Raw genomic sequence first — 24,162 nt, 5'->3', positions numbered from 1 at the left:
GCCAGAACCCACCGCATCGCCCTGGTCGATGCACGCCATGTCTCCCAGCCCGCGACCGGCTCGGGCTGGATGGTGCAATGCGACTTCGACGGCACCATCAGCACCGAAGACGTGACCGACTCGCTGCTGCAGCGCTTCGGCCGCGACGGCTGGGAGGAGTTGGAGGCCGCCTGGGAGCGCGGTGAGATCGGCTCGCGCGAATGCATGAAGGGCCAGGTGGCCCTGCTCGACATGGACCGCGCCGAGCTGGACGCGCACCTGGCCACCATCGCGGTGGACCCGCACTTCGGTGCCTTCGTGCGCGCAGCCTGCGAGCGGGGCATGCCGGTGCAGGTGGTGAGCGACGGCATCGACTACGCCATCCATGCCGTGCTGGAACGCCATGGCCTGGGCGACCTGCCGGTGATCGCCAACCGGCTGGTGCAGACCGGCCCGCGCAGCTGGCAGCTGCAGTCGCCCTGGGCCAGCGCCGCCTGCGCGCGCGCCAGCGGCAACTGCAAATGCGAACGCCTGGCCGAGCAGCGCGAGAGGCATGGCCGCGTGCTGTACGTGGGCGACAGCACCTCGGACTTCTGCGTGTCCGGCCGAGCCGACTTCGTGCTGGCCAAGTACAAGCTCATCCAGCACTGCGTGGACCACGGCATCGCCCATGCGGCGTTCACCGACTTCTCGCAGGCGCTGGCCCTGCTGCCACAGCCCGTGGCGCTGGAACTGGCGGCATGAACGCCGCCGTGATGTCCCGCGAAACCGCCCTTCCCCTGGGCGACGCTGCGGCCCGCCCCGGCGATGCCGGCACGCAGCACGAGTACCTGCTGCGCGGGCACGGCCCGAACGCCGGCACCGGCGTGCTGCTGATCCACGGGCTGACCGGCACGCCCAATGAAATGCGCCTGCTGGCCAAGGGCCTGCACCGCGCCGGCTTCACCGTGCTGGCCGTGCAGCTGGCCGGCCACTGCGGCACGCAGGACGACCTGGTCGGCACGCGCTGGCAGGACTGGCACGCCAGCGTGCAGCGCGGCGCCGACCGGCTGGCGATGGTGACCGGCGGCCGGCTCGTGGCGTGCGGCCTCTCGATGGGCGCCGTGCTGGCGCTGGCGCTGGCCGCCGATCGCCCGGCCCAGGTGGCCGGCGTGGTGGCGCTGTCGCCCACCTTCCGCTACGACGGCTGGAGCATGCCCGCGTACACGCGGCTGTCGTTCCTGCTGCCGCTGTTTCGCCTGCTCGGCATCGGGCGGCACCGCGTCTTCATGGAGCAGCCGCCCTACGGCATCAAGGACGCGGCGCTGCGCGAGCGCGTGGTGGCGCAGATGCAATCGGGCGACAGCGCGGCGGCCGGCCTGCCGGGCAATCCCTGGTGGTCGGTGATCGAGATGCGCGCGCTGGCCGCCCACGTGCGCCGGCGCCTGGACGCCGTGCGCTCGCCCTGCCTCGTGCTGCATGCGCGCCACGACGACATCGCCTCGGCCGCCAACGCCCAGGCCATCGTGCAGGGCGTGCGGTACGCGCCGGTGGAACTGGTGCTGCTGGACGACAGCTACCACATGATCACCATCGACCGGGAGCGCCGCGCCGTCGTGGCGCGCACCGTCGCGTTCGCGGAGCACATCGCCCGCGGGGGCACGCCGTGAACCCGGCCGGGGCCGAGGGCGGCATCACGCCGCTGGTGGCAGCGCTCTGGGCGCTGAACATGCTGGTGGACACGGGCGGGCAGCTGGCGTTCAAGGCGGCGGCCACGGCCGACCCCCGCGCCGGCAGCGGCCTGGCCCGCTGGGCGTTCATGGCGCGCCGGCCGTGGCTGTGGATCGGCGTGGGCTGCTATGTGGCCGAGTTCCTGGTGTGGCTGGCGTTCCTCTCGCTCGTGCCGCTGTCGGACGGCGTGCTGCTGGGCTCCATCAACATCGTGGCCGTCATGGTGGCCGGCCGGTTCCTGTTCCGCGAGAAGCTGTCGCGCATGCGCGTGGCCGGCATCCTGCTGGTGTCGGCCGGCGTGGCCGTCGTGGGGCTGCACGGATGAAGCGCTTCTACGCCCTCGGGTTCCTCGCGCTGGTGGCGTTCGACACGCTGGCGCAGATCAGCTTCAAGCTCGCGGGCGAGCACGCGCTGCCGCTGGAGCTGTCCGCCGACTGGCTCGTGCGGGTCTTCGGGCACCCGTGGATCTACGGGGCCTTCATCGGCTACCTGGGCGCGTTCTTCACCTGGATGACGCTGCTGGAGCATGCCCCCATCGGCCCGGCGTTCGCCGCGTCGCACCTGGAAGTCGTCTCGGTGCTGGCGATCTCTGCCGTGTGGTTCAACGAACCCATCGGCTGGCCGCAGGTGGCGGGCGCGGTGCTCATCCTGGGCGGCATCGCCTGCCTGGCTCGCAGCGAGGCCGAGGCCGATGCCGAGCCCGGGGCCGATCACGTCCCGGCGCACGATGGCGCGTGAAGCCCCGCCCACCGCGGGCCTGCCGCTGCGGATGGCCGACCTGCTGCCCGGCGGCGATGCCGACCTGGGCGGTGCGCTCGCGCGCTTCCTGGGCGTACCCGCGGTGCAGGTGGAGTGCTCCGGCACCGCCGCGCTGATGGTCGCCCTCACGGCGCTGCGCACGCTGGCGCCCGACCGCGACGAAGTCGTGGTGCCGGCCTATACCTGCCCGCTGGTGGCCATGGCGGTGGCGCACTGCGGCCTGAAGCTGCGGCTGTGCGACCTCGGCCCCGGCACGCTCGACCTGGACCTCGCGGAGCTCGATCCGCTGTGCGGCCACCGCACGCTGGCGGTGCTGCCCACGCACCTGGCCGGCCGCGTGGTGGACACGGCCAACGTGCGCAGCCTGGCGCGGGCCGCGGGTGCCTGGGTCATCGAAGACGCGGCGCAGGCCCTGGGTGCGCGCGTGGCCGGCGCGAGCGTGGGGGCCGGCAGCGACCTCGCTTTTTTCAGCCTGGCGGTGGGCAAGGGGCTGACCCTTTTCGAGGGTGGCGCGCTCATCGCAGCCGACCCGCAACTGCGCACCGCATGCCTGCACGCCAGCCGCAGCACCGTGCCGCGCCGCCTCTTCTGGGAACTGCGCCGCAGCGCCGAACTGCTGGCCTACGCCGCGCTCTACCGCCCGGCCACGCTGCCGATGGCCTACGGCGCGCCGCTGCGGCGGGCGCTCGCCCGGGGCGACCGCGTGGGCGCCGCGGGGGACGATTTCTCGCCGCGCATTCCGCTGCACCGCGTGGGCCGCTGGCGGCAGGCGGTGGGTGTGCGGGCGCTCGCGCGGCTGCCCGACTGGCTGGCGGCGGCGCAGGCGCGCGCCGCAGCGCGGGTGGCTCGGCTGCGCGGCATCGCAGGGCTGCAGGTGCTGGAGGACAGCGTGGCCGCCGGCGGTGCACAGGGCACCTGGCCCACCCTGCTGGTGCTGCTGCCCCACGCCGCGGCCCGCGACGCCGCACTGAAGTCCCTGTGGGGCGCCGGCCTGGGCGTGGGCGTGCCTTTCGTGCACGTGCTGCCCGACTACGGGCGCTACGCCCACCTCGTTTCGGCGGAGGACCGCGCGGCAGGACTGCCCCAGGCCCGGCGATTCGCCACGCAGGTGCTGTCCATCAGCAACAGCCCCTGGCTGGACGACGCGGGCTTTGATCGGGTCTGCGCCACGCTGGCGCAGGCGGTGCGGACTTAGCCCCGCGCGCCGTTCAATCCGCCGCCATCGCCAGCTGACCCAGCAGCACCCGATTGAACGCCGCCTGCTGCGCCTGCCACTGCGGCAGCGCCGCGTCGGCCTGGGCAGTGTCCTGCCCGTCGCCCGCGCTGAGCCACCGCTTCCACGCCGTGCGGTAGCGGTGCACGGACACCTCGCCCGTCACGTCGCTGCCCACGAGCTGCCCGCGCAGCGCGGAGATCAGGGCGTCGCCGTGTTGCGCGCCCAGGACGCCCTGGTCCCAGTTGGTGCGCACGACCGAGGGCGAGAACGCGTCCTTGTCGATGCTGAGGTAGGTGGGTTGGCGGTGGGCCGAGAGCACGCGGTACAGCGTGGCGGCGAGCGCGTCGGCATCGGGCAGGCTGCGAAACCGCGCCTGCAGGCCCAGCCAGCGCGCCCAGCGCGTATCCACCCCCACGCTCCAGTAGGTGAGCCGGCCGGCCCGCAACGGCGCGAGGTAGTTCTCCCACGCGTGGCGCAGGCCGATGTCGCCCGAGGTGATGCCGACCACGTGCACGTGCGACACCTGCGGCAGCATCGCCACGCGGCGCACCCACGAGCCGCAGTGCACGCCGAAGGGAAAGCGCATGTTGTCCGGGTGGTTGTCCAGCACCACCACGCGCAGGGGCCGCGCGGCGGTGTGCCCGCGCGCGGCGATGCAGCGGGCGATCAGCGGCCAGCTCAGGTGGTGGAAATCGCCACTGCCCATGAAGACCGGGCCGTGGCGGTCGAAGGCCGGCAGACGGGCATCGAGCAGCCCGCCGAAGGCCCCGATGCGGGCCAGGCCGCAGCCGAACCGCAGCGCCTCGTGCCAGTCCTGCGCCAGATCGATGCGCCGCTCGTCCGGCAGCGCCCCGACGGCGCCGTCGAGGTCGAGCACGACCGGTGGCCAGTCCGCCGGTCTCATGCGGCCTCCGCGCGGTCGCGCCACTGCCGGTCGCTCTCGAAGCGCCCGGCGAACCGCCGCGCCAGGGCGCGCAGCACGGGCTGGCGCACGTACACCGCGTGGCGCGTGAAGGTGAAGCGCGCGCCCAGGCTGCGCTTGACCTCCGGGTCCGTCCAGCCGGCGACATAGTGCGTGAGGCCGTGCGCCAGCGCGTATTCGAGGTTTTCCATCCAGCTCACGAAGTACAGGTTGGCCTCGCGCGCGGCCGGATAGGCCAGCCCGATGTACTTGTCCACCAGGCGGCCGCCATGCACGTAGCACAGGTTCCAGCCCAGCAGCTCGCCCGAGGCGGCTTGGCGGTATTCGAAGGCGATGCCGCCGCTGGACGCATCGCGCAGCACGGCGGCGAAGAAACCGCGCGTGAGCCGGTCGAAGTGCACCTCGCTCTGCGCGTACACGGCCTCGTACAGCGCGTAGTAGGCATCCACCACGGCGTCGTCGGCAAAGGCCTCGCCCGTGGCGATGTGGCGCACCGCCAGCCCCGCGCGGCTGCGCAGCTTGCGGCGCAGGTTCTGGCGCCGGCTGGCGGACAGGCGTCCCAGGTAGTCGGCGATGCTCGCGAAGTCGATGGGCACATAGGCCAGCGCCTGCCCTTCGACCAGCACGAAGCCCTGGCGCTCGCACGCGTGCGCCAGGGCGGCCGCGTAGGCATTGTCGGCGTCGGACAGCAGGGGCGACTGTTGCGGCAGGTCCTTGATGATGGCCAGCGCGAAGCGCCGCCCCGGCCCCGCGCGCACGGCCTGCGCCAGGGCCTCGGGCGCGGTGCCATCCGCGGGCAGCGGTGCGTATTCGGTCACCGTGGTGCCCACGAACCCCGTGGTCACCCGCAGCCAGCGGGACCAGCGCGCGAACAGCGGCAGCGCCCGCACGCGGGCCTTGAGCGCATCGTCCGCCGTGGTGAGCAGGTCCAGCGGCGCCGCGAAAGCCGGCGCCGGCAGACCCTGCAGCACCGTGAAGCCTTGCGGCGGGTGCGCGGCAAAGTGCCCGGCCAGCGCCTGCGGCTCGAGCGCGTTGCGCCAGGGCATCAGCTGCGCTTGGCGCGCGTCAGGAGCTGCTCCAGCAGCACCAGGGCCTCGTCGATCTCGGGGCGCGTGATCATGAGCGAAGGTGCCAGCGTGATGACGTTCTTGTAGTAGCCGCCCACGTCCAGCACCAGGCCGCGCTTCTGGCCCTTGTATTCGAGATTGCCTTCCAGGCCGATGTCCACCATCTTGTCCAGCAGCGCGCGGTTGGGCGTGAAGCCGTCCTCGGTGCAGATCTCGGCCCGCAGCGCCAGCCCCAGGCCGTCCACGTCCCCGATTTCCTTGTGGCGCTTTTGCAGGTCCTTGAGTCCTTCCAGGAAGTAGGCGCCGCTGTCGCGCACCTGGGCGCCGAAGTCCATCTCGTGCGTCATCTTCATCACCTCCAGGCCGAGCGCCGTGCCCAGCGGGTTGGAGGCGAAGGTGGAGTGCGTCGAGCCCGGCGGGAAGATCGTGGGGTTGATCAGTTCCTCGCGCGCCCACAGGCCGGACAGCGCGTTCAGGCCGTTGGTCAGCGCCTTGGCGAACACCAGCACGTCGGGCTTCACGCCGAAGTTCTCGACCGACCACAGCTTGCCGGTGCGCCAGAAACCCATCTGGATCTCATCGACCACCAGCAGCACACCATGCTCGTCCAGCACCTTCTTAAGGCCCTTGAAGAAATTGGCCGGTGGCACCACGTAGCCGCCCGTGCCCTGGATGGGCTCGACGTAGAAGGCCGCGTATTCGCACTGGCGCGTCTTGGGGTCCCACACGGCGTGGTACTCGTTTTCGAACTTGCGCGCGAACTCCTGCACCAGCGATTCGGAGTATTCCTCGGCCGTCATGCCCTTGGGGCGGCGGAACGGATAGGGAAACGGCAGGAACTGCGCGCGGTCGCCGAAGTGGCCGAAGCGGCGGCGGTAGCGGTAGCTGGAGGTGATGCTGGAGGCGCCCAGCGTGCGGCCGTGGTAGCCGCCCTCGAAGGCGAACATCAGGCTCTTGCCGCCGCTGGCGTTGCGCACCACCTTGAGCGAATCCTCGATGGCCTGCGCGCCGCCCACGTTGAAGTGCACACGGCCCGCGTTGCCCCACTTGGCCTCGGCGTCCTGGGCGATGAACTTCGCCAGCTCGATCTTCGTGGGGTGCAGGTACTGGCTGGCCACCTGCGGCAGGGTCTGCAGCTGGCGGATCATGACCTCTTCCAGCCGCTTGTTCTTGTAGCCGAAGTTCACGGCCGAGTACCACATCTGCAGGTCGAGGTAAGGCGTTCCCTCGGCGTCGTACATGTAGCTGCCGTCGCAGCCGTCGAAGATCTTGGGCGGGTTGACGTAGTGAACGGTGTCGCCGAACGAGCAGTACTTTGCTTCGTCGGCCAGCAGTTGGGCGTTGTCTTGGCTCATGTCGGAAGGGGCTCCAGAGGGTTGGCTTGCATGCCTTGGCATCCCGCAACGGGCTTGGCCTTCAGCATCTGCAGCGCAGTCTGGCCCCCCAACCTTGACCGTCTATCGAGCGTTTGTGTGCAAATCGTGGAGCGTCACCGGCTTCCCATCGCGGCTGTTGATTTCGCCGGTGACTGGGCCAGTGGATGCCTATGCGCCCACAAGGACTACCTCGTTCACAAGACATGAGCAGCCTCGATATTACGTACTTTTTTGTTACGAAAAAGCAATTGACGATGGACGTCTCAATAACAATAATTCCACCCTTCAGAAAGTTGATCTAATCAACTTCAGACAAGGGAGGAAAATGAAAATCAAGTATCTGCTTTATCCGTCCATTGCTTTTTTCGGGTTGGCACATTCACCTGTTGGACTAACGAATGAGCCGACTCTGCCAGATGTGACCGTGGTAGCCAGTCCAGATCCATTCACCGGCTTTTATAACAGCCCAGGCTATTATGGAACTGTCGTTTTAGGAGACAGCATCGACATCATGGCTCAGATGTCCGCCATTGAAAGCGGGACGAGTGTATGCCTCGCAAGGGTGAGTTCAGGCGCTAAAAGCACGACAAAAAACTCGGATGTGACAAATCGCTGGCTGGCGGCCCAAGAGGTATTCAATGACATGACAAATCTTGGAACGCTGGATGCCTACCGAGATTTCGCCAGGGATTTTAAAATCTCGATGAATGGGGTCACATACAATGGCTTTACTGTTTCGTATGCAGATGGCAGCAGAGAAACCTGGGCGATCAATCCAGGCTACAAATACTCTTCCATCAAGTTGATAGACACTCCATTTCCTGACTCCATCAACATCAACAAGCCGACCCACCGCAAATGCAATCAAGGATGATGAGCATGAAAAAAAATAGAAAAAGGCTCGCAGTAATTTCAGCCATCGGTATCGCTGCAGTGGTCGGCGTTTTAATGGTGAGCAAGCCGACCCCAAAAACCGCACGCCCTCCCACTGAAAATGTGATACAGAACACTGGCGGTTCGCATTTGAACGTTGCTCCGAGCCTTGACGGAGCAAAACAAAACCCGGACGAAGCCTCATCGAAAAAAACGGCCTTATCCGCTCCAATTTTGGACCGCTACAACGGATCCAAAGATCTCCGCGAGTTCGTCCTGTACGCGTTGCAACACCCCGAGCGCGGTGGCACTTATTACGCAGCGCAAGTGCTGTCCCAATGCAAAAGTATCGTCGCAGGAAAATACTTTAAACAAGTACAAACGCCCTACAGCATCGGAAAGAACGATGAAAAATATGGCGCCATTTCCAAAGCAACCGATATTTTGCGGGCCCGATGCAGCAACTTCATCGCGGATGAATTGTCTGATAGCAGAATTTCTGAAGTCAAATCCAACGGCCTGCGGGACAAAGACCCCTTGCTGCTCGCAGAAAAAGCTTTTCTAGAAAAAACCACCGGCCTCAGCAACAGCAATGAGGAGCAAAAGCAAAATCGAAAAGCCGCATTGACCCAACTGCTGGCAACCCAAGATCCGATGGTGATCGAAGATATCGGGCCACGCATCGCGCTGCAAGCCGATCCCGATACAGGCATGCGTGGATACAAATTCAATGGCCATTTCTACCCACTCACCTCCGATACCGATGTGGGTCTTGCCATCTACCTGCTGCCTTGTGGTTTGGGTTTGAATTGTGATTCAACCGAATTCGACGTAGTCAACCGGTGCGCATCCGGTGTCGAATGCTCCGACAGCAGGATGGATTACGTCAAAAATATGCTGCGAGAAAAGCCCGGCGCTTACGAAAAGGTCATGCAGGTTTATGAGGACATGATCAACGCGATTGCACGGGAGAGCGTTTCGTCATTTCTTTGAAATGGATCGGTTGCGTCTGGGAAACCAAGCGATTTCGAGTTTTTCCATCGTCACTCCCGTCCATGAAAAAACGGCAGCGGACTCGCCATCCGCAGGCTGCCTTCAAGACAAGGATTCGCCAGGTCGGACCACGAAGTTGCTGCGCCAGCGACGGGGTTACCGGAACCCCGCCGCTCCTTTTGCTACCCCCGCGCCAGCACCGGCCCCAGGGCCTTGCCCGTGTGCGTGCCCAGCCGCACCACCTCTTCTGGCGCGGCCGCCGCGACGATGCGCCCCCCTTCCCGGCCGCCTTCCGGCCCCAGGTCGAGAATCCAGTCGGCCTCGGCGATCACGTCCAGGTCGTGCTCGATGACGACCACGCTGTGCCCGCCGTCCACCAGCCGGTGCAGCACCTGGATGAGCTTGTGCACGTCGGCCATGTGCAGGCCCACCGTGGGCTCGTCCAGCACGTAGAGCGTGTGCGGCGCCTTCTGGCCGCGGCGGCCGACCTCGTCGCGCACCTTGGTCAGCTCGGTCACCAGCTTGATGCGCTGCGCCTCGCCGCCCGACAGCGTGGGGCTGGGCTGGCCCAGCGTGAGGTAGCCCAGGCCCACGTCCTTGAGCAGTTGCAGGGGGTGCGCGATGCCGGGCATGCTGGCGAAGAACTCCACCGCCTCGTCCACTTCCATCTGCAGCACGTCGCCGATGCTCTTGCCGCGCCAGGTGACGGCCAGCGTCTCGGGGTTGAAGCGTGCGCCGTGGCAGGTCTCGCAGGGCACCTTCACGTCAGGCAGGAAGCTCATGGCGATGGTGCGGATGCCCTGCCCTTCGCAGCTGGGGCAGCGCCCTTCGCCGGTGTTGAAGCTGAACCGGCCGGCCGCATAGCCGCGCGCCTTGGCCTCCAGCGTTTCGGCGAACAGCTTGCGGATGGTGTCCCAGAAGCCGATGTACGTGGCGGGGCAGCTGCGCGGCGTCTTGCCGATGGGGGTCTGGTCCACCTCCAGCACGCGGTCCACCGTCTCGAAGCCCGACAGGCCGCTGCAGCCCACGAGGGGCGGCGCCTTGCCGGCGTCCATCGCATCGCGCCCGGCCTTGGTGGAGCGCTGCTGCACCCAGGCCTGCACATTGGCCAGCAGCACGTCGCGCGCCAGGGTCGATTTGCCCGAGCCGCTCACGCCGGTCACGGCCACCAGGCGGTTCAGCGGCACGCTGGCGGTCACGCGCTGCAGGTTGTGCAGGTGCGCGCCGCGCACGGTCAGCCAGTGCTCCGGTTGGGCGGTTTCGGGCTCTTTTTGGCCGGATGCCCTAGTACTTTCTGCCTTGTTAGCTATCAAAATAGTAGCATCCGAGCGGGCGATGTGCACGGGCGGCACCACCGGGCGACGGGCTTTGAGCGGGTGCCGCATGGCATGCAGCAGGTAGCGGCCGGTCTGCGAATCCTCGGCGGCCTGCACGTCGGCCACGCTGCCCTGCGCCACCAGGCGCCCGCCGCGCTTGCCGGCGCTCGGGCCGATGTCGATGATGTGGTCGGCGCGGCGGATGGTGTCCTCGTCGTGCTCCACCACCACCAGCGTGTTGCCCTTGTCGCCCAGCTTGTGCAGCGCGTTCAGCAGGATCTGGTTGTCTCGCGCGTGCAGCCCGATGGTGGGTTCGTCCAGCACGTAGCACACGCCCTGCAGGTTGCTGCCCAGCTGCGCCGCCAGGCGGATGCGCTGCGCCTCTCCGCCCGAGAGCGTGGGCGCGCCCCGGTCCAGCGTGAGGTAGCCCAGGCCCACCTCTTCCAGGAATTCGAGCCGGCTCTGGATCTCGGGGATCAGGTCGCGCGCGATGTCGGCCTCGCGCTGGCTCAGGGCCGCACCCTGCTGCAGCGCCTCGATCCACTGCCGGATGTCGGTGACCGACAGCGCGGCGATGTCGGCGATGCCCACGCCCGCACGGCCGGCGGCGGCGTTCTCGCCGAAGCGCACGGCGCGGGCCGTGGCGTTCAGCCGCGTGCCCTGGCAGGTGGGGCAGGCCACGTCGGCCACGTCCTCGGCTTCGGGCTCGGCGAAGGTCTGCTCGCGGCCCTTTTCCTTGTCGTCCTGCACCGAGTCGTCGAACACCTTGCGCTGCTCGCGGGTGAGCTTGACGCCCGTGCCCACGCAGTCCGGGCACCAGCCGTGCTTGCTGTTGTAGGAGAACAGGCGCGGGTCCAGCTCGGCATAGCTGGTGGCGCACACGGGGCAGGCGCGCTTGGTGGAGAACGCCTGCAGCGCCCCGATGTGCGCGGTGGCGGTGCCGGCCACCATGGCGTCCTTCAGGCCATCGAGCTGGCTCAGCACGTGGACCACGCCCTTGCCCAGTTCCAGCGCGCGCGCCAGCGACGAGCGCAGCAGCCCCTCGTTCTCGGGTGACACGTCCAGGCTGGCCACGGGCAGCTCGATGGTGTGCTCCTTGAAGCGGTCGATGCGCGGAAAGCCCGTGGTGGGCAGGAAGTGCCCGTCCACGCGCAGGTGGGTGTAGCCGCGCGGGCGCGCCCAGTCGGCCAGCTCGGTGTAGACGCCCTTGCGGTTCATCACCAGCGGCGCCAGCAGGCCGATGTGCTGGCCCTTGAAGTGGCGCAGCAGCTGTGCGGCGATGCTGTCGGGCGTCTGCGGCTGCACGGCGGCGCCGTCGTGCACGCAGTGCTGCACGCCCAGCTTGACGTACAGCAGGCGCAGGAAATGCCACACCTCGGTGGTGGTGCCCACCGTGCTCTTGCGCCCGCCGCGCGACAGGCGCTGCTCGATCGCCACCGTGGGCGGAATGCCGTACACCGCATCCACCTCGGGCCGGCCCGCCGGCTGCACGATGGAGCGCGCATAGGCGTTCAGCGATTCGAGGTAGCGGCGCTGCCCTTCGTTGAACAAAATGTCGAACGCCAGCGTCGACTTGCCCGAGCCCGACACACCGGTGATCACGTTGAACTGGCCGCGCGGAATGTCCACGCTCAGGTTCTTGAGGTTGTGCTCCTTGGCGTTGACGATTTCGATGGCGTTTTTGGCCGCCGGCGCATGTTCCGCTAGGGCACGCTGCTTCTCTTTTCGTAGCACCGCAGCCTTCTCGTGCACCGAGTGGCCGCCCGCGCCCAGGGCCTGCTCGTACTCGCGCAGCGCGGCGCCCGTGTGCGAGGTGGGGTGCTGGCGCACGTCCTCGGGCGTGCCCTCGGCCACCAGCAGGCCGCCGCCGTCGCCGCCCTCGGGGCCGAGGTCGATGAGCCAGTCGCTGGCTCGGATCACGTCCAGGTTGTGCTCGATCACCACCAGCGAATGCCCGGCATCCAGCAGCTTGCGCAGCGCCCGCATGAGCTTGGCGATGTCGTCGAAATGCAGGCCCGTGGTGGGCTCGTCGAACAGGAACAGCGTGCCCTTGCGCGCCAGCGGCTGGCGCGATTTGCTTTCCACGCGTGCCGCTTCCGCGAGGAAACCGGCCAGCTTCAGGCGCTGGGCCTCGCCGCCCGACAGCGTGGGCACGGGCTGGCCCAGCTTCACGTATTCCAGCCCCACGTCCACGATGGGCTGCAGCGCGCGGATCACGTCGCGGTCGGCGGCGAACAGGGCGGCCGCCTCGCTCACCGTGAGGTCGAGCACGTCGGCCACGTTGAAGGAGCGGCCACCGCGCTCGATGGTCACCTCCAGGATCTCCGGCCGGTAACGCTTGCCGTCGCAGTCGGGGCAGCGCAGGTACACGTCCGACAGGAACTGCATCTCCACGTGCTCGAACCCCGAGCCGCCGCAGGTCGGGCAGCGCCCGTCGCCCGAATTGAAGCTGAACTTGGCCGCGGTGTAGCTGCGCTGGCGCGACAGCGGCGCCACGGCGAACAGCTCGCGGATCGCGTCCCACGCGCCCACGTAGCTCACCGGGTTGGAGCGCGCGGTCTTGCCGATGGGCGACTGGTCCACGAACACGACCTCGCCCAGGTGGTCCGCGCCCAGCAGGCGGTCGTGCGCGCCGGGCGTCTCCGTCGCCTTGCCGAAGTGGCGCAGCAGCGCGGGGGCCAGCACGTCCTGGATCAGGCTCGACTTGCCCGAGCCGCTCACGCCGGTCACGGTGACCAGGCGCTGCAGCGGGAACTCCACCGACACGTTCTGCAGGTTGTGCTCGCGCGCACCTTCCAGGATCAGGCGCGGCGTGGCCTCCGTCACGCGGCGCTGGTAGCCCATGCCGATCTGCTTGGTGCCGGCCAGGTACTGGCCGGTGAGCGTGTCGGCGCGGCGCAGCTCGCCCGTGGTGCCGTCAAACACGATGGAGCCGCCGCGCTCGCCCGGGCCGGGGCCCATGTCGATCACGCGGTCGGCCGCCAGCATGACGGCCGGGTCGTGCTCCACCACCACCAGCGTGTTGCCCGCATCGCGCAGGCGAAGCATGGCCTCGGTGATGCGGTGCATGTCGCGCGGGTGCAGGCCGATGCTGGGCTCGTCCAGCACGAACAGCGTGTTCACCAGCGAGGTGCCCAGCGCCGTGGTCAGGTTGATGCGCTGCACCTCGCCGCCGCTGAGCGTGCGGCTTTGCCGGTCCAGCGTGAGGTAGCCGATGCCCACGTCGCACAGGTATTTGAGGCGCGTGGTGATCTCTTCATGCAGCAGCTTGAGCGCCTGCGCGTCGCCACCCGCGGCGGCATCGCCCTCGGGCAGCTCCATGCGGTCGAAGAAGCGCCGAAGCCGGTCGATGGGCAGCAGCATCAGGTCGTGCAGGCACAGGCCGGGCAGCGCTTCGAGCTGCGCGCGGCTCCACTGCACGCCCTGGGGCATGAAACGGCGGGCCGGGTCGATCGCGATGTCGGCGTCCTCCTTGCTGCCCACGCGCCACAGCAGGCTCTCGGTCTTCAAACGCGCGCCGCCGCAGGTGGGGCACGGCGTGTAGCTGCGGTACTTGGACAGCAGCACGCGGATGTGCATCTTGTAGGCCTTGCTCTCCAGGTACTCGAAGAAGCGCTTGATGCCGTACCACTGCTTGTTCCACTGCCCGTCCTTGTAGCCGGGCGCGCCGCCGATGACCCATTGCTTCTGGTCCTCGGTGAGCTTGTACCAGGGCGTATCGCGCGGAATGCCGGCGGTTTCGGCGTGCCGCATGAGGTCGTCCTGCGCCTCCTTCCACGCCGGCGTCTGGATGGTCTTGATCGCGCCCGCGCGCAGCGTGAGCTTCTCGTTGGGGATCACGAGCCCGTAGTCCACGCCGATCACGCGGCCGAAGCCGCGGCAGGTGTCGCACGCGCCCACGGCCGAATTGAACGAGAACATCGACGGGATCGGCTCGCTGTAGCGCAGGTCGCTGTCGGGGCAGTGCAGCCCGGTGGAAAACCGCCACAGTTCCGGCTCGCCGTCGTCCACCAGCCGGTACACGTTCAGCCGCCCGGTGCCGCGCTTGATCGCCACCTCGATGGCCTCCACCACCCGCGCCTTCTCGGCATTGCCCAGGCGGAACCGGTCGGCCACCACATCGAGCAGCTTGCGGGGCCCGGTGGGCGTCGCGACCTCGCGCTCGGCCTGGACCTTGGTGAAGCCGCTGGCGGACAGCCACTGCTCGACCTGCTCGGGCGAGGTGTTGGCGGGCAGCTCGACGGGGAAGGTCAGCACCACGCGCGGGTCGCCGGCCTCGGCGCAGCGGCGCTGCAGCTCGGCGTAGATGGTCTCGGGCGAATCGTGGCGCACCGGCTGCGCGGTCTGCCGGTCGAACAGCTGGCCGGCGCGGGCGAAGAGCAGCTTCAGGTGGTCGTTCAGCTCGGTCATCGTGCCGACCGTGGAGCGGCTGGAGCGCACCGGGTTGGTCTGGTCGATGGCGATGGCGGGCGGCACGCCCTCCACCTTGTCCACGGCCGGCTTGTCCATGCGGTCGAGGAACTGGCGCGCGTAGGCGCTGAAGGTTTCCACGTAGCGGCGCTGGCCCTCGGCGTAGAGGGTGTCGAACACCAGGCTGGATTTGCCCGAACCGCTGGGGCCCGTCACCACCGTCAACTCACCCGTGCGGATGTCCAGATCGAGGTTTTTGAGGTTGTGCTGGCGTGCACCGTGGATGCGGATCAATCCCTGGGTCATCGGGGGTCTTTCGGGTAGGGGAGGCGGAGCATTCTAGGGACGGCTTCCGCGCGCGGAAGGTAGGGCGTTTTCCCATATCGGGGCGAGGCCGCCGTTGGCAACCGCCCGCGGCATGGAAAAGGCCTTCGACCCAGGGTGTTACCTATTGTCACGAATCGTCAACTTCGGCAAGGTGGCGCCCAGGCAGAGGGCTTTCCTCGGCAACCCCTCACGGATTGGAGACACACCATGGCATTCATGCGCAACACCGGCGCCGCACTGGTCCTGGCCGCCTTGCTGTCGGCGGCCCAGGCACAGATTCTCATCGGCCAGACCGCCGGATTCTCGGGGGCAGTGGCCTCGGGCGTGCAGGAGACGACCGAGGGCGCCAAGCTGTATCTGGACGCCATCAACGGCCGGGGCGGGGTCCACGGGCAGAAGGTGGAGCTGGTCTCGCTGGACGACAAGTTCGATCCGCAACTGTCCGTCGCCAATGCCCGCAAGCTGATCGAGGAGCAGAACGTCTCCGCCCTCTTCCTCACGCGCGGCACGCCCCACACCGAGGCCATCATTCCGCTGCTGGACAAGCACGGCGTAGCCCTGGTCGGCCCCTCCACGGGCGCCATGGTGCTGCACAAGCCGGTGCGCAAGAACGTCTTCAACGTGCGCGCGACCTACCAGCGCGAAGCCGAAAAGGCGATCTCCCACCTGGTCTCCATGGGCATCACCCGGATCGCCGTGGTGCAGGCGGACGACAGCTTCGGGGCCGACGGCATGGTCGGCGCGCAAAAGGGGCTGGAAGCCGCCAAGCTCAAGGCCGTGCTGCAGGAGAAGTTCGACCGCTCCAAGCCGGACTTTGCCCCCATCGCGCCCAAGATCGTGCAGTCGCAGGCCCAGGCCGTGCTCATGATCGCCTCGGGCACCGCCGTGGCCGAAGGCTATGCGGCATTTCGCGCCGCCGGCTCGGGCGCGCAGATGGTCACGCTGTCCAACAACGCCTCCGCCGGTTTTGCCAAAAGCCTGGGCGCCAACGCCCGCGGGGTGATCGTCACCCAGGTGTTCCCCAACGAACGGGCCATGAACTTCCCCCTGGTGCGCGAGGCGCAGGACCTCGCCAAGGCCCAGGGCAAGGAAATCAGCCCTGCCATGCTGGAAGGCTATGCCGCCGCGAAGGTCCTGGTCGAAGGCCTGCGCCGCGCCGGCCCCAAGCCCTCCCGCGACCGCATCCAGGCGGCCCTGGAAGGGCTGCAGAAGTTCGACCTGGGCGGGCTGGAAGTCAGCTACAGCCCCGAGGACCACACCGGCCTGGACTTCGCCGACCTGTCTATCATCGGAACCGACGGAAAGTTCCGCCGCTGAAGGCCCGGGCAGCGTGCCCGAGCGGCCGCAATGGCCCAGCCCATCCGGGGGATATGAGGAAAGCCGCGGCCATCGCCTCGGCACAATCGCCGTACCTTTCGGTTACGTCCCTTCCTGAGAAGCGCCATCGCCGGACATGCCGGGGCCGGAGCGAGTCCGGCACGCCCCTCCATCCTTTGACCAGAGAGCTATGAGAACCCTCCAGAAAATCAGCGCGGGCGTGGCCTTGACGGCGCTGCTGTCGGCCGCGCAGGCGCAGATCCTCATCGGACAGACTGCCGGTTTTTCCGGCACGGTGGCCGCAGGGGTGCAGGAAACCACCGACGGCGCCAAGCTGTACCTGGACGCCATCAATGCGCGGGGTGGGATCCACGGGCAGAAAATCCAGCTCATCTCGCTGGACGATAAGCTCGACCCCCAACTGGCCGCGGCCAATGCCCGCAAGCTGATCGAAGAGCAGAACGTCTCCGCTCTCTTTCTCACGCGCGGCACGCCGCCCACCGAGGCCGTCATCCCGCTGCTGGACAAATACGGCGTGGCGCTGGTCGGCCCCTCCACCGGAGCCATGGTGCTGCACCGGCCCGTGCGCCGGAACGTCTTCAACGTGCGGGCGCCCTACCAGCGCGAAGCCGAGAAGGCCATCGCGCACCTGGCATCCACCGGCATCACCAAGATCGCCGTGGTCCATGCGGACGACAGCTTCGGCGCGGACGGCCTGGTCGGCGCGCAAAAGGGGCTGGACACCGCCAAGCTCAAAGCCGTGCTGCTGGAGAAAATCGACCGCACCAAGCCCGATTTCAGAGCCCTCGTGCCCAAGATCGCGCAGTCGCAGGCCCAGGCCGTGCTGATGATCGCCTCCAGCACCGCCGTGGCCGAAGGCTACGCGGCCCTGCGCGCCGCAGGATCGACGGCGCAGGTGGCCACGCTGTCCAACAATGCCTCCGCGGGTTTCGCCAAAAGCCTGGGAGCCAACGCCCGCGGTGTGATCGTCACCCAGGTGTTCCCCAATGAGCGCGCCGTGAACGTGCCGCTGGTGAGCGAAGCGCAGGGCCTCGCCAAGAGCCGGGGCAAGGAAGTCAGCCCCGCCATGCTGGAAGGTTTCGCGGCCGCCAAGGTGCTGGTCGAAGGCCTGCGCCGCGCCGGCCCCAAGCCCACCCGGGAGCGGATCCATGCCGCGCTGGAAGGCTTGCAGAAAGTCGATCTGGGCGGCCTGGAGGTGAGCTACGGCCCCGACGACCACACCGGGCTGGACTTTGCCGAACTGTCCATCCTCGGCGCGGACGGGAAATTCCGCCGCTGAGGGGCTGAAAACCTCGCTTTCGCCCGCCCGACCGTCTGCGCTCGGCAAAAAAGCCCGCATCAGCGGGCTTCTTCACGTCTGCATCGGGCAGCCGCCCGTTTTCAGGAAGCGCTGCTGGCCCCCGAGGCGGGCACCGCGGGCGCCGATGCGGGGCTGCTGGCCGCAGGGGCCGCCGTTTCAGGCACATGCACGGCATCGGCCCCGTGCTTTTCACCGCTCATGTCCACTTTGTCTCCGGCTTTCATGATGACGAAGAGCGACAGCGCTGCGAACAGAACGAAGCCCACGACAATTTTCCACATACCTATCTCCTTTTTAGTGAAACGAACGGCTGAAAAAAAGCCCCACACCCCTTTCGGGATGTGAGGCTCGGATCGTCTGGAACACGGGTTGGCAGCCGGGGCCGCCGACCCGCGTCAACCATCAGAATGCGTGGCGAACGCCCACGGCCACGGAGCTGAAGTCAGCGCCGGCGATGCCCGTCATGTAAGCGGCATTGCGGCTGTTGTTCACCTTCGTGTAGTAGCCGTACACCTTGGTGCGCTTGCTCAGGTTGTAGTTGTAGCCCAGCGTGTATTGCGTAGCGGCGCTGTCAGCCACGTTCTTGTACTTGCCGGCACGGCCCACGTTCACGTGGAATTCCGAAGCGCCCATCAGGTAGGCACCCGACAGACGGAACGTGTTGCGCTTGCCGCCATTCAGGACGTATGCGTCTTCGTCACGTTGGTAGTAACCGCCGAACATGAACGAACCCATCGTGTACAGGCCGCGCAGTGCGAACTGGTTCACGTCGCCTTGCTTGCTGTAGCCAGCGCCCAGGGCCAGAGCGCCCAGGTTGTAGTTGGCAGCCAGGTCATAGGCGTTCTTCACGCCGACAGCTTGCTCGTGCAGCGCCACGGCGCCTTCGACGGTCAGGCCGCCGAAATCGGGCGTGCGGTAGGAAATCTTGTTGGCATCGGGCATCACGTAGGCGTAGAACGCATCGGACGACGAACCGGTGTCGTGGTTGTGCAGGCTGACGTAGTCGGCCGTAGCGTAGTAGGACTCAGCCGTGAAGCGGCCCAGGCGCAGGGCGCCGAAACCACCCGACAGGTTCACTTCGCTTTGACGGGCGAAGAAGCCACGTGCATCGGAAGAACCGGTGTCGGAAGCGAAGCCGCTTTCCAGTTGGAAGCCAGCCTTCAGGCCACCGCCGAGGTCTTCCACGCCCTTGAAGCCGAAACGCGAAGCGTTGTTGAACAGACCGGTGGTCTTGGTGTCGCCCACTTCTTGGCGTTCCACCGTGGTGTTCACACGGCCATACAGCGTGACGCTGCTTTGGGCGAAGGCAGCGGTGCTACCCAGGAGAGCCAGCACAGCCAGTGCCAAACGATTCGTCTTTTGCATGTGATTTCCTTGAATGCTTTTATCCGTCAGATGGTGTGGTAGGCACTGCAGAGCGGGTGGCCGCCGGGCGTTGGTGCAACTACTTACGAAATTCTAGGGGGTGGCGCCTCAATACCACCCCCAAAAGTCATTTTCATAACAGCCTTGATGCATCGCCACCACACTTTGGCGTTTTTTGCCAACACATGCAGCCCTTTTCCATTCTGCGGGCCCCGGATTCCCGGGCGCCCGCGCGGTTCCATCAGTCGTTGGCGTAGATGTCCACGTCCTTGGTTTCGCGGATGAACAGCGTGCCGATCACCGCCGTGGCGCCCGCGATGATGATGGGGTACCACAGGCCGTTGTACATGTTGCCGGTCTGCGCCACGATGGCGAACGAGGTGGTGGGCAGCAGGCCACCGAACCAGCCATTGCCGATGTGGTAGGGCAGGCTCATCGACGTGTAGCGGATGCGGGTGGGGAACATTTCCACCAGCATGGCGGCGATGGGGCCGTACACCATGGTCACCAGCAGCACGAGGTAGGTCAGCAGGGCGACCATCATCCCCTTGTTCATCTTGGCGGGGTCGGCCTTCGTGGGGTAGCCATCGGCCTTGAGCGTGTCGGCCACCGTTTTCTTGAACTCCGCATCCTTGGCCTTGACCTGGTCGGCGGGCAGGCCCTTGGCGCTGTAGCTCGCGATGGTGGTGGCGCCGATCTTGATCACGGCAGGCGTGCCGGCTGGCGCGACTTCATTGTCATAACTCACCGAACCGGCGGCCAGCACCTGTTTGGCGATGTCGCACGAACTCGTGAACTTGGACGTGCCCGTGGGGTTGAACTGGAACGAGCACTCGGCAGGATCGGCAACGATCACCACCTTGTTCTTGGCCTGCGCGGCGGCGAGATCGGGATTGGCCGCTTCGGTCAGGGCTTTGAACACCGGGAAGTACGTCAGCACGGCGAGCACGCAGCCCAGCATGATGATGGGCTTGCGGCCGATCTTGTCCGACAGCGAACCGAACACGATGAAAAACGGTGTGCCGATCAGCAGCGCGGCAGCGATCATCAGGTTGGCCGTGACGGCGTCCACCTTCAGCTGCTGCGTGAGGAAGAACAGCGCATAGAACTGCCCCGTGTACCAGACCACGGCCTGGCCGGCGGTCAGGCCGATCAGCGCGAGGATCACGATCTTGAGGTTCTTCCACTCGCCGAACGACTCCGACAAAGGCGCCTTGGAGGTCTTGCCTTCGGCCTTCATCTTCTGGAAGGCGGGCGATTCCGACAGCGACAACCGGATCCACACCGAAATGCCCAGCAGCAGGATGGACACCAGGAACGGAATGCGCCAGCCCCAATCACCGAACTGCTGCTCGCCCATCACGGTGCGGGTGCCCAGAATGACCAGCAGCGACAGAAACAGGCCCAGCGTGGCGGTGGTCTGGATCCACGAGGTGTAGGCGCCGCGCTTGCCTTGCGGCGCATGCTCGGCCACATAGGTGGCGGCCCCGCCGTACTCGCCGCCGAGGGCCAGGCCCTGCAGCATGCGCAGCGCGATCAGGATCACCGGCGCGGCCACGCCGATGCTGGCGTAGGTCGGCAAGATGCCCACGATGAACGTGGACAGGCCCATGATCAGGATGGTGACGAGGAAGGTGTACTTGCGCCCGATCATGTCGCCCAGGCGCCCGAACACCAGCGCGCCGAAGGGCCGCACGATGAACCCGGCCGCGAAGGCCAACAGCGCGAAGATGAAGGCCGAGCCCGCATCCAGCCCGCTGAAGAACTGCTTGGCGATGATGGCCGCGAGCGAGCCGTACAGGTAGAAGTCATACCACTCGAACACGGTGCCCAGCGACGAGGCGAAGATGACTTTTCTTTCTTCCGGCGACATGGGCCGGGATGCAACATTGGTAGCCATGGTGCTTGTCTCCATTGGTGGTCGGATGGATGCGGAAATGCACGGTGCGATGGGGTTTCCGGGCACTCGTCGCAGCCTGGACCGCAATATCGGACGTGCATCTGACCAAACACTGACAAGCGCCAGGCGCCCCACGGCGCCCCGGACTGACAGCCACCTGACAAACCCCGGGCCAACCCTGCACCCGCATTTCTCGATGCGGTAAATCGGGGGTGAAAACGCGGTACAGCCCACCGAACGGGCCACGGAGGCACCAACGCCGCACCGCCGCGCCGCGGGAAAACCCTGCCAGGGACTAACCCTGAAAGGGCGGAGACCTCGGAGGAATCGGCCGCATCAGCGCGATCAAGCGGGCCGACTCGGTGCCTGCCGCCGGGTTCGGCGGGATCAGGCGGCGGCGGGCGGCAAGCTGGAGGGCAGCGCCTCGGCACGGCCCCACGCGGGGCCGTCGAACCAGGGATCGCCGCTCAGGCAGGCCCGCAGCATGGGCAGGCTGTCCAGCCCCCAGAACAGGCGGCCTTCCACCTCGAACGCCGGCACGCCGAACACGCCACGCTGCGCCGCCGCGTCGGTGTTGGCGCGCAGCAGGGCCTTGGCGGTGGCGCCTGCGGGATCCGGGCGCACCTGCTGCGTGAGTGCCTCGGCCAGCGCCTGCAGCCGCGCGGGGTCGTTGGCATCGTGCCCGCCCAGCCACACATGGCGCAGCACCGTGCCGGCCACGAAACGGTTGATGGCGCCGTCCTCGCTGCAGGCCAGCGACTGGCGCAGCAGCGGCAATGGGTTGAACGGGTGCTGGGCCGGCATGGCCAGGCCCGTGCCGAGCGAATGGCCCAGCCATTCGGCATGGCGGTAGGTCCACAGCCGCTTGGCCGGAATGCCCGCCGGGCCGGGGTTGCCGTGGCGCTGCAGCAGCGCGCCCAGCAGCACGGGCCGGTACTCGACGCTGTAGGTCAGTCCTTCCAGGGCCTTCGGCAACTGCTCGAACGCCAGCCAGGCATAAGGCGAGACGAAGTCCAGGTAGAAGGTGATGTGCTTCACGGCAGGTCCGGGAAAGGGGATGGCGGGGGAAACTCGAAACCCGCGCGCTGCGCGAGGCGGGCCCAGATCGCGCGGCGTTCAGCATCATCCGCGCCCGACCATGCGCGGATCTCGTCCAGCGTGCGAAAGCAGCCGTCGCAGGAGGTGCCATCGGCGGACAGGCGGCACACCGAGATGCACGGCGAGGGCACGCCGTCCGTGCTGGCCTCGTCGAAATAGCCTCCCGCGCTCAACAGCATTGCGCGGTTAGCTATTGATTCAATATCACTCATGATTCGGTCGGCGCTTGCACCACATCGACCACCGGCGCGCTGGTGAGCTTTTCCAGATCCTGCGGGCGCAGCGCGAACACGCTGTGCGGGTGGCCGGCCGCGGCCCAGATCTCCTCGAAGCGGAACAGCTCGCGGTCGATCAGCGTGACCGGCGGCGTGGCGTGGCCCACGGGGGACACCCCGCCGATCGAGAAGCCCGTGCGCGCCTTGACGAACTCGGCATCGGCCCGGCCGATCTTGCCGACGTGGGCCTCGACCTTCTTCTCATCCACGCGCCGGTCGCCCGAGGTGACGACCAGCACGGCCGCATCGTCGCTCTTGCGCCGGAAGATGATGCTCTTAGCCACCTGGCCGACCAGGATGCCCAGGCCGTCGGCCGCCTGTTGGGCGGTGCGCGCCGCGTCGTCGAGCATGCGCGGCATGTGCGGATGGCCCAGCGACTGCAGCGTGGCGGCGACGCGCTGGACGCCTTCGGGAAGGGGAATGAGTTCGGCTGCGCACATGGGTGTCTCAAGGCCGGAAGGCCGGTGGTCCAAAGCCGTGAATCTTAGCGATGGCCGCCGGCGCGCGCAGCCCTTCGGCGTTCAAGCCGCCGCGCGCTCCTGGTGCACCCCGGGCCCCTGCTCCGCCAGATCCCAGAACAGGCCGGCCATGATCTGCAGCGATTCGCGCGTGACGTCCGCCAGGATGTGCTCGTTGGGCGCGTGCTGCGAGCACGCCGGATACGAGTGCGGCACCCACAGCGTGGGCAGGCCCAGGGTCTCGGAGAACACATCGTTGGGCAGCGAGCCGCCCAGGTTGGGGAGCAGCGCCGGGCGCCGGCCGGTGGAGCGCTCGATGGAGGCCAGGCCCCAGCGCACCCAGGCGTCGTCCGGGTCCAGCCGGGTGGCGGCCATGTGCACGTCGGTGCCTCGCACTTCCACGTCGGTGAAGCCGCGGGCCCGCAGGTGCTCACGGATGTGGTCCAGGAACGCCGTGGGGTCGGAGCCCACCACGTAGCGCATGTGGCAGTGCGCGCGCGCCTCGGCGGGAATGGCATGCACCGGCATGGCCGGGTTGCCGGTGATGAAGGCCAGCACCTCCAGGCTGTTCCAGCCGATCACGCGCTCGGACGGGGTCAGGCCGGGCTCGCCCCAGTCCGGGTCGATCTCGGGGTCGTCCGGGCCACCGCCCACGTCGATGTCGCGCAGCGCCTCGCGCACGCTGGCGGGCAACTCGGTGGGGCGCAGGCCCGGCACCTGGATGCGGCCGCGCTCGTCCACCAGGCTGGCGATGGCATGCGCCAGCCGGATGCCCGGGTTGCGCAGCAGGCCACCCCAGTTGCCCGAGTGGTGGCCACCGTCGCGCAGCTTCACGTGCAGGTCGAAATTGAAGACGCCGCGCGACCCCAGGAACAGGGTGGCGCGCGAGGCGGACACCCGGGGCCCGTCGGAGGCGATGAAGAGGTCGGCCGCGAGCGCATCGCGCTCGTTCGCGCACACCGCGTTCAGGCCCGGCGAGCCGTCCTCCTCGCCCATCTCCAGGATGATCTTGACGTTGTAGCCCAGGCGACCGCCCCGCACCGCCAGCACCTGCTCCAGCGCGGTGAGGTTGATGGTGTGCTGCCCCTTGTTGTCGGCTGTGCCGCGGCCATACCAGCGGTTGCCCTCCACCACGATTTCCCAGGGCTGGAGGCCCGCGCGCCATTGCGCGTCGTAGCCGCGCACCACGTCACCGTGGCCGTAGGTCAGCAGCGTGAAGGCCGCGCCCTCCTCGGCGCGCTCGGCCAGCAGGAAGGGGCTCTTGCCCGGCACCGGGTTGTCCACCACACGGCATGCAAAGCCCAGCGCCTGCAGCTGCGGCACCATCTCCTCGGTCAGGTAGGCGTGCAGGATGGGGCCGCTGGCGGCGTCCTGGCTTTCGGTGCGGAAGGCGACCCGGCGCGCCAGCGTCTGCTGAAAGCGCCCGTCATCGAAGCAGGCCAGCGTCTGGGCAATGGCTTGGTCACGGCTCATGGGAAAG

Annotated in this window: 20 protein-coding genes; 9 read left to right on the top strand and 11 right to left on the bottom strand. The window is 67.5% G+C overall.

Going from position 1 to position 24,162, the window contains the following annotated elements; genetic code table 11:
- Positions 1–69 precede the first annotated feature (69 nt).
- Genes AVKW3434_RS04180 through AVKW3434_RS04160 form a run of 5 tightly spaced genes read left to right on the top strand, consistent with a single transcriptional unit; the run spans position 70 to position 3,643 of the window.
- Positions 70–723: an MtnX-like HAD-IB family phosphatase gene (locus AVKW3434_RS04180; RefSeq protein ID WP_284405190.1), complete on the top strand. Its 654-nt coding sequence runs from the start codon at positions 70–72 to the stop codon at positions 721–723.
- A gap of 11 nt (positions 724–734) precedes the next feature.
- Positions 735–1,628: an alpha/beta hydrolase gene (locus AVKW3434_RS04175; protein ID WP_284405189.1), complete on the top strand. Its 894-nt coding sequence runs from the start codon at positions 735–737 to the stop codon at positions 1,626–1,628.
- Positions 1,629–1,687: 59 nt separating this feature from the next.
- Entirely contained in the window at positions 1,688–2,014 is a 327-nt protein-coding gene (locus tag AVKW3434_RS04170; RefSeq protein ID WP_272553130.1) for an EamA family transporter, read from the top strand.
- A complete protein-coding gene (locus tag AVKW3434_RS04165) occupies positions 2,011–2,427 on the top strand; it encodes a DMT family transporter (protein WP_284404732.1) in 417 nt (138 codons plus the stop codon). Before AVKW3434_RS04170 ends, AVKW3434_RS04165 begins: the two co-directional genes overlap by 4 nt.
- On the top strand, positions 2,417–3,643 hold the full coding sequence (locus AVKW3434_RS04160) for a DegT/DnrJ/EryC1/StrS family aminotransferase (RefSeq protein ID WP_284404730.1): 1,227 nt from the start codon (positions 2,417–2,419) through the stop codon (positions 3,641–3,643). Before AVKW3434_RS04165 ends, AVKW3434_RS04160 begins: the two co-directional genes overlap by 11 nt.
- Positions 3,644–3,656: 13 nt before the next feature.
- Here AVKW3434_RS04160 and AVKW3434_RS04155 read toward each other — a convergent pair whose 3' ends face one another.
- The 3 genes from AVKW3434_RS04155 to AVKW3434_RS04145 are packed head-to-tail and all read right to left on the bottom strand — an operon-like array spanning position 3,657 to position 7,008.
- The gene (locus tag AVKW3434_RS04155) at positions 3,657–4,568 is read right to left on the bottom strand and encodes an arginase family protein (RefSeq protein ID WP_284404729.1); all 912 of its coding nucleotides are present in this window, start codon (positions 4,566–4,568) and stop codon (positions 3,657–3,659) included.
- Complete coding sequence (locus tag AVKW3434_RS04150) at positions 4,565–5,632, bottom strand: GNAT family N-acetyltransferase (protein WP_284404727.1); 1,068 nt, start codon at positions 5,630–5,632, stop codon at positions 4,565–4,567. Before AVKW3434_RS04150 ends, AVKW3434_RS04155 begins: the two co-directional genes overlap by 4 nt.
- Positions 5,632–7,008: an aspartate aminotransferase family protein gene (locus AVKW3434_RS04145; protein ID WP_284397832.1), complete on the bottom strand. Its 1,377-nt coding sequence runs from the start codon at positions 7,006–7,008 to the stop codon at positions 5,632–5,634. Before AVKW3434_RS04145 ends, AVKW3434_RS04150 begins: the two co-directional genes overlap by 1 nt.
- 346 nt (positions 7,009–7,354) lie before the next feature.
- Here AVKW3434_RS04145 and AVKW3434_RS04140 point away from each other — a divergent pair, with 346 nt between their 5' ends.
- Together AVKW3434_RS04140 and AVKW3434_RS04135 are read left to right on the top strand one after the other, a co-directional pair.
- Positions 7,355–7,903, top strand: coding sequence for a hypothetical protein (locus AVKW3434_RS04140; protein ID WP_284397830.1), 549 nt, complete (start codon positions 7,355–7,357; stop codon positions 7,901–7,903).
- Positions 7,904–7,908: 5 nt separating this feature from the next.
- Complete coding sequence (locus AVKW3434_RS04135; protein ID WP_284404725.1) at positions 7,909–8,895, top strand: hypothetical protein; 987 nt, start codon at positions 7,909–7,911, stop codon at positions 8,893–8,895.
- 182 nt (positions 8,896–9,077) lie between these two features.
- Here the strand turns inward: AVKW3434_RS04135 and uvrA are convergent, their stop codons facing one another.
- Positions 9,078–14,927 (bottom strand): excinuclease ABC subunit UvrA, encoded by a 5,850-nt coding sequence (gene uvrA / locus AVKW3434_RS04130; protein ID WP_284404722.1) that lies wholly within the window; start codon positions 14,925–14,927, stop codon positions 9,078–9,080.
- A gap of 237 nt (positions 14,928–15,164) precedes the next feature.
- Here uvrA and AVKW3434_RS04125 point away from each other — a divergent pair, with 237 nt between their 5' ends.
- Positions 15,165–16,265 (top strand): ABC transporter substrate-binding protein, encoded by a 1,101-nt coding sequence (locus tag AVKW3434_RS04125; protein ID WP_284405188.1) that lies wholly within the window; start codon positions 15,165–15,167, stop codon positions 16,263–16,265.
- 190 nt (positions 16,266–16,455) lie between these two features.
- Positions 16,456–17,565: an ABC transporter substrate-binding protein gene (locus AVKW3434_RS04120; RefSeq protein WP_284404720.1), complete on the top strand. Its 1,110-nt coding sequence runs from the start codon at positions 16,456–16,458 to the stop codon at positions 17,563–17,565.
- Between the two features lie 101 nt (positions 17,566–17,666).
- Here the strand turns inward: AVKW3434_RS04120 and AVKW3434_RS04115 are convergent, their stop codons facing one another.
- From AVKW3434_RS04115 to AVKW3434_RS04085, 7 genes are all read right to left on the bottom strand, one after another.
- A complete protein-coding gene (locus AVKW3434_RS04115) occupies positions 17,667–17,867 on the bottom strand; it encodes a hypothetical protein (RefSeq protein WP_284404718.1) in 201 nt (66 codons plus the stop codon).
- 121 nt (positions 17,868–17,988) lie between these two features.
- On the bottom strand, positions 17,989–18,951 hold the full coding sequence (locus AVKW3434_RS04110; protein WP_272565303.1) for a porin: 963 nt from the start codon (positions 18,949–18,951) through the stop codon (positions 17,989–17,991).
- A gap of 241 nt (positions 18,952–19,192) precedes the next feature.
- Positions 19,193–20,851 (bottom strand): MFS transporter, encoded by a 1,659-nt coding sequence (locus tag AVKW3434_RS04105; RefSeq protein WP_284404716.1) that lies wholly within the window; start codon positions 20,849–20,851, stop codon positions 19,193–19,195.
- Between the two features lie 387 nt (positions 20,852–21,238).
- Positions 21,239–21,889: a 2-hydroxychromene-2-carboxylate isomerase gene (locus AVKW3434_RS04100; protein ID WP_284404714.1), complete on the bottom strand. Its 651-nt coding sequence runs from the start codon at positions 21,887–21,889 to the stop codon at positions 21,239–21,241.
- The gene (locus AVKW3434_RS04095; RefSeq protein ID WP_284404712.1) at positions 21,886–22,161 is read right to left on the bottom strand and encodes a DUF1289 domain-containing protein; all 276 of its coding nucleotides are present in this window, start codon (positions 22,159–22,161) and stop codon (positions 21,886–21,888) included. Before AVKW3434_RS04095 ends, AVKW3434_RS04100 begins: the two co-directional genes overlap by 4 nt.
- Positions 22,158–22,664, bottom strand: a complete 507-nt coding sequence (locus tag AVKW3434_RS04090) for a YbaK/EbsC family protein (protein ID WP_284404710.1) — start codon at positions 22,662–22,664, stop codon at positions 22,158–22,160. The genes AVKW3434_RS04095 and AVKW3434_RS04090 overlap by 4 nt, the downstream gene beginning before the upstream one ends.
- 81 nt (positions 22,665–22,745) lie before the next feature.
- Positions 22,746–24,155, bottom strand: coding sequence for a M20 family metallopeptidase (locus AVKW3434_RS04085; RefSeq protein ID WP_284404708.1), 1,410 nt, complete (start codon positions 24,153–24,155; stop codon positions 22,746–22,748).
- Positions 24,156–24,162: the final 7 nt, after the last annotated feature.

It is taken from the genome of Acidovorax sp. SUPP3434, from assembly GCF_030159015.1.
Taxonomy (GTDB): Bacteria; Pseudomonadota; Gammaproteobacteria; order Burkholderiales; family Burkholderiaceae_C; genus Paracidovorax.
This window is presented reverse-complemented; position numbering and strand designations above follow the sequence as displayed.